Annotated in this window: 15 protein-coding genes and 1 tRNA gene; 9 read left to right on the top strand and 7 right to left on the bottom strand. The window is 50.7% G+C overall.

Features of this window, described 5'->3' with window-relative positions; translation table 11 throughout:
- The first annotated feature begins 104 nt into the window (after nucleotides 1–104).
- The 5 genes from hpf (at nucleotide 105) to mgtE (ending at nucleotide 3,653) form a co-directional block, all read left to right on the top strand.
- Nucleotides 105–410, top strand: a complete 306-nt coding sequence (gene hpf / locus NX722_RS26950; RefSeq protein ID WP_262565909.1) for a ribosome hibernation-promoting factor, HPF/YfiA family — start codon at nucleotides 105–107, stop codon at nucleotides 408–410.
- Nucleotides 411–509: 99 nt separating this feature from the next.
- On the top strand, nucleotides 510–962 hold the full coding sequence (gene ptsN / locus NX722_RS26945; RefSeq protein WP_262565908.1) for a PTS IIA-like nitrogen regulatory protein PtsN: 453 nt from the start codon (nucleotides 510–512) through the stop codon (nucleotides 960–962).
- Nucleotides 963–1,129: 167 nt separating this feature from the next.
- The gene (gene rapZ, locus NX722_RS26940) at nucleotides 1,130–1,987 is read left to right on the top strand and encodes an RNase adapter RapZ (RefSeq protein WP_262565907.1); all 858 of its coding nucleotides are present in this window, start codon (nucleotides 1,130–1,132) and stop codon (nucleotides 1,985–1,987) included.
- On the top strand, nucleotides 1,987–2,256 hold the full coding sequence (locus NX722_RS26935) for an HPr family phosphocarrier protein (RefSeq protein WP_262565906.1): 270 nt from the start codon (nucleotides 1,987–1,989) through the stop codon (nucleotides 2,254–2,256). Before rapZ ends, NX722_RS26935 begins: the two co-directional genes overlap by 1 nt.
- Before the next feature lie 38 nt (nucleotides 2,257–2,294).
- The gene (mgtE, locus tag NX722_RS26930; protein ID WP_262565905.1) at nucleotides 2,295–3,653 is read left to right on the top strand and encodes a magnesium transporter; all 1,359 of its coding nucleotides are present in this window, start codon (nucleotides 2,295–2,297) and stop codon (nucleotides 3,651–3,653) included.
- A gap of 33 nt (nucleotides 3,654–3,686) precedes the next feature.
- Here the strand turns inward: mgtE and NX722_RS26925 are convergent, their stop codons facing one another.
- Both NX722_RS26925 and pmbA read right to left on the bottom strand, forming a co-directional pair.
- The gene (locus NX722_RS26925; protein ID WP_262565904.1) at nucleotides 3,687–4,079 is read right to left on the bottom strand and encodes a thiol-disulfide oxidoreductase DCC family protein; all 393 of its coding nucleotides are present in this window, start codon (nucleotides 4,077–4,079) and stop codon (nucleotides 3,687–3,689) included.
- Between the two features lie 28 nt (nucleotides 4,080–4,107).
- Nucleotides 4,108–5,463: a metalloprotease PmbA gene (gene pmbA, locus NX722_RS26920; protein ID WP_262565903.1), complete on the bottom strand. Its 1,356-nt coding sequence runs from the start codon at nucleotides 5,461–5,463 to the stop codon at nucleotides 4,108–4,110.
- A 102-nt stretch (nucleotides 5,464–5,565) separates the two neighbouring features.
- Here pmbA and NX722_RS26915 point away from each other — a divergent pair, with 102 nt between their 5' ends.
- Nucleotides 5,566–5,700, top strand: a complete 135-nt coding sequence (locus NX722_RS26915) for a hypothetical protein (RefSeq protein ID WP_265442395.1) — start codon at nucleotides 5,566–5,568, stop codon at nucleotides 5,698–5,700.
- Nucleotides 5,700–6,224: a ribosome biogenesis factor YjgA gene (gene yjgA / locus NX722_RS26910; protein ID WP_262565902.1), complete on the top strand. Its 525-nt coding sequence runs from the start codon at nucleotides 5,700–5,702 to the stop codon at nucleotides 6,222–6,224. The genes NX722_RS26915 and yjgA overlap by 1 nt, the downstream gene beginning before the upstream one ends.
- 3 nt (nucleotides 6,225–6,227) lie before the next feature.
- Here the strand turns inward: yjgA and NX722_RS26905 are convergent, their stop codons facing one another.
- Nucleotides 6,228–6,947 (bottom strand): glycerophosphoryl diester phosphodiesterase, encoded by a 720-nt coding sequence (locus tag NX722_RS26905; protein ID WP_262565901.1) that lies wholly within the window; start codon nucleotides 6,945–6,947, stop codon nucleotides 6,228–6,230.
- Nucleotides 6,948–6,983: 36 nt separating this feature from the next.
- The gene (locus NX722_RS26900; RefSeq protein ID WP_262565900.1) at nucleotides 6,984–7,886 is read right to left on the bottom strand and encodes a methyltransferase domain-containing protein; all 903 of its coding nucleotides are present in this window, start codon (nucleotides 7,884–7,886) and stop codon (nucleotides 6,984–6,986) included.
- Nucleotides 7,887–7,911: 25 nt separating this feature from the next.
- Here NX722_RS26900 and NX722_RS26895 point away from each other — a divergent pair, with 25 nt between their 5' ends.
- A complete protein-coding gene (locus NX722_RS26895; protein ID WP_262565899.1) occupies nucleotides 7,912–9,492 on the top strand; it encodes an FGGY-family carbohydrate kinase in 1,581 nt (526 codons plus the stop codon).
- 60 nt (nucleotides 9,493–9,552) lie between these two features.
- Here NX722_RS26895 and NX722_RS26890 read toward each other — a convergent pair.
- Both NX722_RS26890 and NX722_RS26885 read right to left on the bottom strand, forming a co-directional pair.
- Nucleotides 9,553–9,628: transfer RNA gene (locus NX722_RS26890), tRNA-His, on the bottom strand.
- Between the two features lie 146 nt (nucleotides 9,629–9,774).
- A complete protein-coding gene (locus NX722_RS26885) occupies nucleotides 9,775–10,161 on the bottom strand; it encodes an SET domain-containing protein (protein WP_262565898.1) in 387 nt (128 codons plus the stop codon).
- 164 nt (nucleotides 10,162–10,325) lie between these two features.
- Here NX722_RS26885 and NX722_RS26880 point away from each other — a divergent pair, with 164 nt between their 5' ends.
- Nucleotides 10,326–10,898 carry a PhnA domain-containing protein gene (locus tag NX722_RS26880; protein WP_262565897.1) on the top strand — a complete coding sequence of 191 codons (573 nt, stop codon included), beginning with the start codon at nucleotides 10,326–10,328 and terminating at the stop codon, nucleotides 10,896–10,898.
- Nucleotides 10,899–10,925: 27 nt separating this feature from the next.
- On the opposite strand, the gene NX722_RS26875 is transcribed toward NX722_RS26880, so the two are convergent.
- On the bottom strand, nucleotides 10,926–11,987 hold the full coding sequence (locus NX722_RS26875) for a M20 family metallopeptidase (RefSeq protein WP_262565896.1): 1,062 nt from the start codon (nucleotides 11,985–11,987) through the stop codon (nucleotides 10,926–10,928).
- Nucleotides 11,988–12,040 lie beyond the last annotated feature (53 nt).

Here is a 12,040-nt window from a genome sequence, read left to right as displayed (position 1 = left end):
GGACAGCACCAATGTTATTAACGGTGATAAAATCTAAACAGACCAGTTCGAAAATCCCGGGAACTGGCTACTGTCTCCAAACGGGATCAGCAGGAGAGCGTTACATGCAAGTCAACATCAGTGGACATCATGTAGAGGTGACTCAAGCTCTGAAAGACTATGTCACTAAAAAACTCGACCGACTGGCAGCTCACTTCGATAACATCACTAATGTACAAGTCACCTTGAGCGTAGAGAAACTACTGCACAAGGCAGAAGCGATTCTGCACATACGTGGAGCTGACATCAATGCGACCGCTGAATCCGATGACATGTACGCGGCTATTGACGATTTGTCAGATAAAATCGACCGACAGCTGGTAAAACACAAGGAAAAGACGCTCGATCGCATGCAGGGAGCCCGAGGCTGAATCCACAACCGACTGAAGGCCCCTGGCTTTCAGTCGACTCCCATTCAGTCATCGGCTTCTTATTTTGCACTCGCACCCTGTGAGTCTTCCAATCGTTGTATGATTATTAAAAACATCTTAACCCCCGAACGCACCCTCCATGGTGTGCAAGGGGTCAGCAAAAAGAAAATCCTGGAAACAATTGCGGAACAGATCAGTGAACATGTTCCCGCCATCAACGCCAAGGATCTGTTCAACAACCTCATCAACAGAGAACGACTGGGTACCACCGGACTGGGCAACGGCATTGCACTGCCTCACTGCCGCTCCAAAGCCTGCCCGGAGCCAACCGGGCTGTTCATTCGTCTGTCAGAACCCGTCGATTTTGACGCGGTGGACCGGGAGCCTGTTGACCTGATTTTCGCGTTGATCGTCCCTGAAGAAAGCACTCAGGAACACCTTGATATCCTGAAAGCCCTGGCCCAGCGCTTTACCGATGATTACCTTCTCGGTCAGATCCGGTCAGCTAACTCTTCGGAAAGCCTGTATCAGATACTGACAGCACCGGCCTGACGGCCTGCCCGGTTCAACGGCTGTCCGATTCTCCTCAGAATGAAAAGGCTGAAAGTATTACCTATCCTTGAAATAAAGAAACAGGTTTTAATCTCGTTGAGTTCATCTATCCTTCAACATTAAAACCTGTTATCTGTTATAAAAAGCTCCGCATAAAGGGACCCCCCATGAAACTCGTTATCATCAGCGGCCGCTCAGGTTCAGGAAAAAGTGCAGCACTCCATGCACTTGAGGATCAGGGATACTATTGTGTCGACAACCTGCCAGCCACTATGCTCAACCAGCTACCTGAACAACTTAGCGAAGGCGCCAACGAGCCCCCCAAAATGGCAGTCAGCATTGATGTTCGTAATGTTCCCGGAGCCCTGGAGCATTTCCCAAGACTGCTGAAAAAACTCAGGCAACAGGGAATCGATTGCAAGGTTCTGTTTCTGGACGCTGACAGCAGCTGCCTGATGAAGCGTTACAGCTCAACCCGCCGCAAGCATCCTCTGACGAATGACAAGGTATCGCTGATCGAAGCCATCGACCTGGAAACCAGCCTGCTGGGTCCCGTGGCGGCACAGGCTGATGTTCGCATCGACACATCACCATTGTCCGTGCATGAAATACATGAACAGGTTCGTCACAAGGTCATTGGTGATGGCACCAAAAGCATGACACTGCTGATTCAGTCCTTTGGTTTTAAGCATGGTATGCCGGTGGATGCTGACTATGTATTTGATGTTCGCTGCCTGCCTAACCCATACTGGGATGAATCCATCCGGCAATACACCGGGCGGGACAAGCCGGTTCAGGAGTTCCTTGGAGCAGAACCCATGGTGACGGAGATGTTTGAAGACCTTAAACAGTTCGTGGAAAAATGGTTACCAAGGTTTGAATCCGGCCAGCGCAGCTACATGACCATTGCCATAGGCTGCACCGGCGGACAACACCGTTCGGTCTATATTAGTGAACGGCTGGGTACCTGGTTCAGCGAACGATTTGACCGGGTTCAGGTGCGGCACAGGGAGCTATCCAAATAATGATCCAGACGCAAGCGACCATCATCAACAAACTTGGGTTGCATGCTCGTGCAGCTTCGAAGTTTGTCTCGACCACTTCCAACTTTATCAGTCAGATTAAAGTCGGTGTGAACGGTCGTGAAGTGGATGGAAAAAGCATTATGGCGATCATGATGCTGGCTGCTGGTCAGGGAACCACCCTCGACCTGACATTTGATGGTGAAGATGAGCAGGAAGCAGCCGATGCACTGTGCAATCTGATCAACGATTATTTTGAAGAAGGTGAGTAAACAGCTCCCTCAGTCATAGACAACACCAGGCGTGCAATATGGTCCAGCAACTGCAACTGAGTATCGGAGACAAGGAGCTTAAAAAGCTTAACGAGGCACTGGAACACGGCGTCTCACCGGAACTCAGGCGCATGCTCAACAGCCTTCCGGCGGCTGATGCAGCACACCTGCTGGAATCCTCCCCTCCAAAACTTCGCAGTTTGCTCTGGCGTTTAATCGACCCGGAACAGGAAGGTGATGTACTTCAGGAACTCAGCGACGAAGTCAGGCAGTTCTTTCTGGACCGGATGAACATTACTGAGCTTAAGGCCATCACTGACGGTCAGGATGTAGACGACATTGCAGACCTGCTGCAACAACTGCCCGGCACCATCACCCGCAGGGTTCTCGACTCCATGGACAGCCAGGATCGACAGCGGGTTGAAGCGGTTCTGTCCTACCCGGAAGATACTGCTGGCGGTCTGATGAACACCGACATGATCACCATTCGCCCCAGCAATACGCTCGATGTGGTGCTGCGCTATCTGCGCCGACACGAGAAAATCCCTGAAATGACCGACAGTCTGCTGGTCGTAAACCGGCGGGATGAATACATAGGCTCTTTGCCTCTGGGTATATTGCTGACAACAGACCCTTCTGCCACTGTCTACGAAGTGATGCAATCCGATGCCACTCCTATACCGGCGGATACCGAAGACACGCAGGTCGCTCAGATATTCGAACGACAGGACCTTGTTTCCGCCCCGGTCGTCAGCGACAAAGGCAAGCTGCTGGGTCGTATTACCATTGATGATGTGGTTGACGTTATTCGGGAAGAAGCCGAACACTCCATGATGAGCATGGCGGGTCTGGATGATGACGAGGACACCTTTGCTCCCGTCTTTAAAACAGCAAGGCGCCGCGCTGTCTGGCTGGGCATTAACTTAATTACGGCTTTTATCGCTGCCTCTGTCATCGGCATGTTCCAGACCACCATCGACAAAGTGGTCGCACTGGCGGTACTCATGCCGATTGTCGCCGGAATGGGTGGTAACGCCGGAGGCCAGGCTCTCACTTTGGTGATACGCGGGATGGCGCTTGGACAGATCAGCAGCACCAACCTGCGCTGGCTGCTGAGTCGTGAACTGGCGGTAGGCTTCATGAACGGCCTGCTCTGGGCCAGCCTGGTCGCCCTGATCGCTTACCTCTGGTTTAACGACCCGATTATTTCGTTCGTGATTGGCTGCGCCATGGTCATTAACCTGAGTGCCGCCGTTATTGTAGGTGCCAGCCTGCCTGTGATTTTAAAGTCTATGAATATTGATCCGTCCCTGGCGGGAACCATTATTCTGACAACCATTTCTGATGTGCTGGGCTTTTTCTCATTTCTTGGGCTGGCAACACTGTTTTATGCCTGATATTCGTTGACTGAGAGCATTTGTATCTGGCTATTAATTGTCTTTATTCGAAGCGGAACAGTCTGCGCACTCAGCAGGATAACGCCCTTCAGACTTAAGTCGCAGAATGGTCAGACCATCATAGACCCAGCGCAGAAGCGACTTGATAATCGGCAATGCCATTAACACCCCCAGCCAGCGCCAACGTGGCAGTTGTTTCAGCAGCAGGGCATAACTGTCAATACTGACGAAGGTTTTGCCATCGCTGGTTTGCGTATGCAACTGCAACATCGCCTGCCGGGGATCAATGCCCCGTTGTCGCAATGCCTGCTCCTGCCCCGTGATATCAAACCACTCCACCTCACAGCCGAAAGGGGCGTTGCGCCAGCGACCGATTTCCCGAACACACAAAGGGCAGGCACCATCAAAATACACTGTGATTTTCATCGTATCCGAACAATGCCTCCCGAACGTTTTAGTCTCCGGCAACCATCATGCCTTCAACCAACAATGAACCCACCTGAATATTGCCCCGACGATCCAAATCATTACCCGCCGCCACAATGTTCATAAACATATCCTTCAGGTTACCAGCAATGGTTACTTCAGAAACCGGATATTGGATCACACCATTCTCCACCCAGAAGCCTGCTGCACCACGGGAGTAATCGCCGGTTACGGTATTAACGCCCTGTCCCATCAGTTCTGTAACCAGCAGGCCGGTACCCATTTGCTGCAACAGGGTTTTCTGGTCTCCGGCATTGCTGTCGAGAAACAGGTTATTCACACCACCTGCATTCCCTGTACTGACCATACCCAGCTTGCGGGCAGAATAGGTTCCCAGCAGGTAGTTCATCAGAACACCGTCAGTAATAAAATCCTTGGCTCGGGTGGCAAGACCATCATTATCAAAACTGGCAGACCCCAAAGCTTTTTTCAGATGAGGCTGCTCATGAATTCTGACCCATTCCGGAAAAATCGGTTTATTCAAATGATCCAGCAGAAAAGACGCCTGTCGGTAAAGACTGCCACCACTGATGGCTGAAAGAAAATGTGAAATCAGACCGGATGCCACTTCCGCCGCAAACAATACCGGCACCTGCCCAGTGGATACTTTCTGACTGCCCAAACGATCCACTGTTCTCTGTGCAGCTTTTTCGCCTACCTGAACGGCTGACTCCATATCCATTGCATCGCGCGCAACGGTATACCAGTAATCCCGCTGCATATCATCACCTTTCTGGCCAATCAGTACACAGCTCAGACTCTGACGGGTAGAAATATAACTGCCGATAAACCCGTGACTATTGCCGTACACACGGCAGCCCTGATGGGTTGACACATTGGCACCGTCAGAGTTGGCAATCTTTCCATCAAACCGTCGTCCTGCATCTTCGCTCTTCAGAGCCAGCTCAATCGCAGCATCAGGCTCAATACCCCAGGGATGATACAAATCAAGATCAGGCAGGTCTTTAGCCATCAGTTCAGCGTCTGCCAACCCTGAATCCGGGTCTTCTGAGGCATACCCAGCAATATCATAAGCCGCCTTTACGGTTTCCCGGACAGCGTCGAGCGAACTGTCAGACGTGCTGGCAGAGCCTTTCTTTTTGCCACGATAGACCGTTATCCCAAATCCCTGGTCACGATTGAACTCAACGGTTTCCACATCGCCCATTCTGACACCAACCGACAACCCTGCATCCAGGCTTACCCCAACCTCACAGGCGTCCGCTCCCTGACGGCGGGCTTCATCCAGAATATCGCTCACCAGCGTTTTCAAACGACCTTCTTCTGCTTTTGGGTCCAAATCTGCTTTGGTTGTTGCGCCCATGAAACACCTGCATTCCGGTTTTGTAAAAATGACTCCTAAATCCTACCTGCTAAAGCGGGCTTTGTGAAAAAAACACGTCGTCTTATCGGCGAATAGAGTAAAATGTGTGATTTCCCGTCGAACAGCTATCAGCGAAAAACGATTGTTTCTGTCATCATCAGCAGTCTGACCGATGACGGCAAGCGTCTTTTCATCGCTACAGTGATCGCTACAGTGACAGTTAAAGTGAATGTGTAATGTCTGAACAGAAATTTGACGAATTTGGCGACCCTATTGAGGAGATCATTTACGTCAGCCGTGCCGAGCTCAAGCGTGATATGCAGGAGCTGAAGGATATGGGTGAGCGGTTGATGGAAATGAAACCATCGCTGCTGGATAAACTGCCTCTGGGCGAGCGCCTGCGAGCCGCCCTTGATGAGAGCAAACGCATCAAAAGCCACAACGCCCGAAAGCGCCATCTCGGCTTTATCGGCAAGCTGATGCAGGACGAAGACCTTGAGCCCATCAAGGAACTGCTCAGCCGCCTTGATGCCACCAGTGAAGAGTTTAACCGCCGCTTTCACCAGCTGGAACGCTGGCGCGATCGCCTGGTCAGTGGTGACAACAAGGTTCTGACGGAGTATCTGGAGCAGTATCCGGAAGCCGACCACCAGCACATTCGTCAGCTGGTGCGCAATGCGAAAAAAGAAGCTGACCAAAACAAAGCGCCTGCCGCAGCCCGCAAACTGTTCAAATACCTGCGCGCAGTAGACGAGTTATAAACGTCACTTCAAGTTCTGCGGACAGTCTGAAAAAACACCGTCTACCTGCCAGCTCTTTAGCCTGCTAAGGAGCTGTGTGTCGTTTACTGTATAACAGTAAAGCTGATACCCACCTGCTTTCACGGCTTTAGCGCCAGCTTCTGTCAGCTTTCCAGCATTCACATGAATACTCACAGCGCCCACCTTTTGTGCCTTATGGCTCCAGCTTCGGGGCAAGGTTTCAAACAGGCAACCAATACGGTGCTCAGAACGCCCACTAAACAAAACCAGTGCCTTATGGTTAAAACTGGAAACCAGTAACTTCTCTGTTGGAAAGTCTGCCCGCTCCAAAGCAATAATCACCTGACCGACCAGCCGGTGCAGGTCACAGCGATTAGGTTTTAACTCCAGATTCAACCCCAGACCCAGCACTTTAATCAGACTCAACGTTTCATCCAGCTCAGGAACCTTCTCTCCAGACCAGTGTTCGGAGTGCCAGCTGCCAGCATCCAGTGATTTAACGGCTGTCAGAGTCTGCTTTTTCAGATGACCACGACCATTAGTCGTTCGATTCAGGCGGGAGTCATGGAACATCACTGCTGCCCCATCGCCCAGCAAGGTGACATCCAGCTCAACCCATTCCAGCCCCAGTTCTGCCGCTTTGCGAATGCCTGCCAGCGTATTTTCAGGTGCCAGACTTGCCACCCCCCGATGACCAATCATTTCACTCATCAACAGGCCCATGCCATTTCCCTGTGTAAAAAATCTTAAGCGTCCACATTAACAGGGTTTTCTTCCAGCGCAATGGACAAACCTTGGCAACGATACAATGCTGTCCGGCTCGTTGCAGAACTGCCTTAAGTCATTCAACAACTGGCGGAACTCATCCTTTTCCAGCAATCCTTCTTCCAGAAGCCCTTTTTCCACAGCCTCCATGGTCAGAGGTAAAAACTGTTTGCCTTCACCTTCCAGGTAGACCAGATTTTCCACTTCGACATTAATATGCAAAAACTTCTGTTTGCGCAGTATGGATGGCAACCACCGGCCACAATCCGAATGTCCGCCCCTGACATCAATAATCCGCGCCAGCAGTTCAGCACTTTTCTGATAAGCCGCATTATCAGGCCAGCAATACCGTCCTTCGCAGTCAACGGTCTGTGCGACAAACAACCCACCCGGTTTCAGATACCGGGTCAATTTATGAATCGACGCTTCCGGATCAGAAACATGCTCCAGAATATGGCGGCAATAAACCAGATCGAACGGTTGATCAAAAGCTAACTCATCCGCCTCAAGATCAACCACCTGAAAATTCACGCCACGGGCATCAGAGAATTTTTTTCGCGCCAGTTCTATCGATTTTGCATCCATGTCAAAGCCTGTCACAAGACTGCTATCCCCCAGAAGACTCTTTAACTGGCGGGTAACGGCCCCTGCACCGCAGGCCACCTCGAGACAACTCATCCCTTCTATGACCCCTTGTGATACAAGAAAATTATGGCTTGAAGGCCAGCTGAGGCGGGTCATCACCTCCAGCCGGGAAGCTCCCTGAACGCCCTGAACCAGTGCATACGACGACTTTGCCACTTTGTTACCACCACTGCTGCATTTGAAGAACGGTATTGCAAGCCTGATACAGAGTAGATCATCCAGAGCCACTTTTTTGTCTATGCTGGAAATCATCCCGATCAGGCAACAGGTAACCCCGATGGATGACATACTGCTCAGTATCGACGTAGGAAGCGGCAGTCTGCGCTGCGCCCTGACCACCACTGAAGGACAAATTCTGGCACAGCAGAAACACGCTATTCGTTGCTGGAACCCTGCTGGCAAAATGGGCTTTTCATCGGATGATATCTGGAGCACTCTGGTCGACACCATTAAAAACCTGATCTCACTGTCCAGCTATGAACCAGACTGCATACGAGGCATCGGGCTTGATGCCACTGCCTCCCTGCTGTTTCTTACGGCTGACATGAAACCCATTGCCCTGCCCGATAATTCGGAGTGCGACGTGTATGGCTGGATGGATCACAGAGCACTACCACAATCAGAACAGTTTTCAGCCGTCATGCACCGCACCGACAACCATCAGAGAATGATTCCGGAAACCCACATCGCCCGGGCACTCTGGCTGAAGCAAAGTCACCCGGAACTCTGGAATCAATGCTACTGCATTATTGACCTGAGTGACTATCTGGTCTGGAAACTGACTGAAGAACTCACCTGGACCAACGGCTCGCTCTCCCGTCGTTTTGATGAACAGTTACTGGAAGCAGTGGACTTTGCCGATGTTAAAGAGCGCTTTCACGGTATCCATTTACCCATTGGCGCTGCGGTTGGCGAAGGGCTGTGCAAAACGGCTGCAACCTCTTTAAAGCTGCCTGCTGGTATGCCAGTGGCCAGTGCCATCATCGACGGATATGGTGGCACGCTCTCTACGATCCTGTCCCGCAGTAAGAACGAACCCGTTAACTCTCCTGAAACAGCCCTTAAACGACTGAGCATGATTGTCGGAACGTCAACCATTTATGTCGCCACCAGTCGCCAGCCCAAAACCATTTACGGAATATGGGGCCCCTCTCCATCAGTACTGCCTGACCTTTACCACAATACCGTTGGACAGAGTGCGGCCGGCATTCTGCTGGATTACATCCTTGCCAACCACCCGGCACACGAACTCGCCAGCAATAGGGCAAGACAAAAGGGACTGGGCATTACCGCCTATTTGAATGTCCAGCTTGAAAAGATGGCGGGAGAACAACCCATCGCCTGCCTGACCCAAAACATTCACATGCTGCCCTACTTTGCCGGCAACCGAACCCCCAGAATGGACATGACCCTGACAGGAATGATCAGCGGGCTAAAGCTGGATAACAGTGAAGACAACCTGGCATTACACTATCTCTGTACCATTCAGGCTCTGGCACTGGGTGCCCGACACAATATTGAAACCTTGGTTTCAGCAGGTTATGAGTTTGACCTTCTGACTCCGGCAGGTGGGCTGGCGAAGAATCCGCTGTTTCTGGCAGAACACTGCAATGCAACCGGGTTGCCTGCTGCCATTGCGGAGCAATCCGATGCGATGCTTCTATCTGGAGTAATGACGGCAGGGCTGGCTGCGGAACTGTTCTATGACTGGACTCATGCCATCCAGTCGGTCAGCCGTTACGAAAAAATCAATAATCCCGACCCGGAGCTGACGGATTATTACGAAAGAAAATACTGTGTTTTTCTGGAGATGTACGAAGACCAGATGAAATACAGGAAGATAATGAAGGGGAACTGAACACAGGGAAATGTATAAACGAAAAAACCCGTTGCCAGAACGGTAACGGGTTTTTAAATTTGGGGTGGACAATGGGGCTCGAACCCACGACCGCTGGAATCACAATCCAGAGCTCTACCAACTGAGCTATGCCCACCACTATGTGGTCTGCTGATGTAAGACACCTTTCGAAGAAGCCGTTAATGTTGACCGCCTCAACCAGACGCCGCTTAGTATAAGGATTACGTTTTATGATGCAAGTTTTTTTTCATCTTTAAAAACAACACGTTGGAATCGATTCTGTCATTCTATCCATTTAATTTCATCAGCATTCCACAACGGCGATTTGTCTTCAGGCGCACCGTTATAATTAATGGTAATTTCTTCATTGGCAGGAATATTCCGAAGCGCCACAAACTCCAGAACCTGATCATCCAGATCTATGCGATATAAGGCATTAGGCGTATAGGAGTGGTTATAGATAGAACCAAACCCCAGGGCTATTGCCCCCTCTTTCTGGTCTTCCCCCCAGCAAAAGTAATAATTAAACAAAACGGTATTATCGAGCAGGGAAGTTTCTTCCTCTGGTATCACCAGCACTTCACATCGTTCAATCACCTGATCCCGCTGAATTTTCTTCGCTGAATAAACACCCCGGCCCTTTGTGTCCCTGGTTGCTACGTACAACATGATGCCTTCCTTTTATTGTTATACTGCATCTGTCCAATGTTCATCAGTAGCCCCAACCTGTCTGTTGCTAAACAAATGTCAGGGTATTTATAATCCGCCCACTTCTAATCCTGCCACTTTCTTGTGACATACCCAAGTTTGTGACATCCCCAAGGTTCTCTACCATGAGCATTGAAAGTACACTGCTGCAACGTTGCGACTCCAAATGCGAGCTGTGCGCAGCCAGTCAACATCTGGATATTTTTGCAGTACCACCTGAAAGTGAAGCATCAGCAGATCGCTCAGTGATGATCTGTGAAACCTGTCGTTCCCAGATCAGTCAGCCCGAAGCCCTGGACACCAACCACTGGCGCTGTCTGCATGACAGCATGTGGAGCCCTTACCCTGCGGTTCAGGTGATGGCATGGCGTATGCTGAACCACCTGTCGTCTGAAACCTGGGCTCAGGATCTGCTGGATCAGATGTATATGGACGAAGAAACACTGGAGTGGGCGAAAGAAGGCATGCCTGAAGAAGACGACGATACGCCTCCAACCCTGGACTGCAACGGCACCCGCCTTGAAGCAGGCGACACCGTTACTCTGATTAAAGATCTGGTGGTTAAAGGCGCAGGTTTTACAGCCAAGCGTGGTACCGCTGTTCGCAATATTTCACTGACCTCCAACCCTGAGCATATTGAAGGTCGTGTTAACGGTACCCGTGTTGTTCTGCTTAGCTGCTATATGAAAAAATCCTGATCAGGGATACTGGCTGTTAGCCGTTGGCTAACAGCCATCCATAACCATCCCCGACAAAATAGCCGTCACTTCCCGTATACGTTGTTCAAAGCTGGCCTTGCTGGCACGCTCATGAACCGTATGATCACCGTCACCAAAGGGGCCAAAACCATCCAGTGTCGGTACTCCGGCTGCAGAGGCAACATTGGCATCGCTGACCCCGCCGCGCTTTTCAACCGGTAGCGAATAACCCAGTATCTGACTGATTTCATCGAGCAACTGCTGTTGCCGGGGTGAACTTTCCATTACATCCCTCTGCAATCCCCCGGACATACTGACCGACACACCTTCAACCGCAGACTCACTCAACAACTGATCAATCGCTGCCAGCACCCGATCTCTTTCAGTCCCTTGGGTAAAGCGAAACTCAATCACCAGCCTGGCATCAGGAGAAACCGTATTGGCACCTATGCCTCCGGACATTTTCCCCACATTAACCGTGGTTCCCAGCTCAAGGTTGGTCAGATTCGTTAAATCAATCAGCATGTGGGCAGCGGCCAGGTTAGCATCACAGCCTTCCGTGTAATGATTACCGGCATGAGCAGCCTTGCCGGTAAAATCCAGATAGATAGTTGCAACACCTTTCCGGGCTATCACTACTTCATTGTTTGCACCGGCCGCTTCAAAAACAAGACATGCGTCGTACTTTTTAGCCAGTTTAGCCGTCAGGTGCTTGCTGTCATCACTGCCGGTCTCCTCATCACTGACCAGCAACATATCAATATTGTGCAGGCCACCATACTGTTGATGCAGCTGCCGCAATGCATTCAGGGCTACCCAGTTTCCACCTTTCATATCGCAGACACCGGGACCATAAATCCATTGCTCATCTTCTTTAAACTGTTCAAAACTGCCTGCCGGAAACACCGTATCCAGATGCCCCAGCAACAGCACTTTTCGTCCGTCACGCTCTGGTGCAATAAAGTGCAGATGGTCACCAATGTCTGCCCGCTGGTAACGTTCAGTACGATACCCCAGAGCTTCCATCCATTGAGAAAACACCCGGCCGTTCTCATCAACTCCGGGTTTATTTTGGGTATAGGAATTCAACGCAACAATTGAAGCTAATTCCCTGAATTCGTATCATAAGTGCATAACCTCTG

Source organism: Endozoicomonas gorgoniicola (genome assembly GCF_025562715.2).
GTDB classification, from domain to species: Bacteria; Pseudomonadota; Gammaproteobacteria; order Pseudomonadales; family Endozoicomonadaceae; genus Endozoicomonas_A; species Endozoicomonas_A gorgoniicola.
The sequence above is the reverse complement of the archived record's forward strand: the minus strand, read 5'-3'. Positions and strand labels throughout refer to the sequence as shown.

What these genes read in the sequence shown, in the direction of transcription:
- mgtE (WP_262565905.1), top strand. Translation starts at nt 2,295, where the DNA reads ATGGTCCAGCAACTGCAACTGAGTATCGGAGACAAGGAGCTTAAAAAG.
- NX722_RS26880 (WP_262565897.1), top strand. Translation starts at nt 10,326, where the DNA reads ATGAGCATTGAAAGTACACTGCTGCAACGTTGCGACTCCAAATGCGAG.
- pmbA (WP_262565903.1), bottom strand. Translation starts at nt 5,463, where the DNA reads ATGGGCGCAACAACCAAAGCAGATTTGGACCCAAAAGCAGAAGAAGGT.
- hpf (WP_262565909.1), top strand. Translation starts at nt 105, where the DNA reads ATGCAAGTCAACATCAGTGGACATCATGTAGAGGTGACTCAAGCTCTG.
- NX722_RS26925 (WP_262565904.1), bottom strand. Translation starts at nt 4,079, where the DNA reads ATGAAAATCACAGTGTATTTTGATGGTGCCTGCCCTTTGTGTGTTCGG.
- ptsN (WP_262565908.1), top strand. Translation starts at nt 510, where the DNA reads ATGATTATTAAAAACATCTTAACCCCCGAACGCACCCTCCATGGTGTG.
- NX722_RS26900 (WP_262565900.1), bottom strand. Translation starts at nt 7,886, where the DNA reads ATGATTTCCAGCATAGACAAAAAAGTGGCTCTGGATGATCTACTCTGT.
- NX722_RS26895 (WP_262565899.1), top strand. Translation starts at nt 7,912, where the DNA reads ATGGATGACATACTGCTCAGTATCGACGTAGGAAGCGGCAGTCTGCGC.
- rapZ (WP_262565907.1), top strand. Translation starts at nt 1,130, where the DNA reads ATGAAACTCGTTATCATCAGCGGCCGCTCAGGTTCAGGAAAAAGTGCA.
- NX722_RS26885 (WP_262565898.1), bottom strand. Translation starts at nt 10,161, where the DNA reads ATGTTGTACGTAGCAACCAGGGACACAAAGGGCCGGGGTGTTTATTCA.
- yjgA (WP_262565902.1), top strand. Translation starts at nt 5,700, where the DNA reads ATGTCTGAACAGAAATTTGACGAATTTGGCGACCCTATTGAGGAGATC.
- NX722_RS26935 (WP_262565906.1), top strand. Translation starts at nt 1,987, where the DNA reads ATGATCCAGACGCAAGCGACCATCATCAACAAACTTGGGTTGCATGCT.
- NX722_RS26915 (WP_265442395.1), top strand. Translation starts at nt 5,566, where the DNA reads ATGTGTGATTTCCCGTCGAACAGCTATCAGCGAAAAACGATTGTTTCT.
- NX722_RS26905 (WP_262565901.1), bottom strand. Translation starts at nt 6,947, where the DNA reads ATGGGCCTGTTGATGAGTGAAATGATTGGTCATCGGGGGGTGGCAAGT.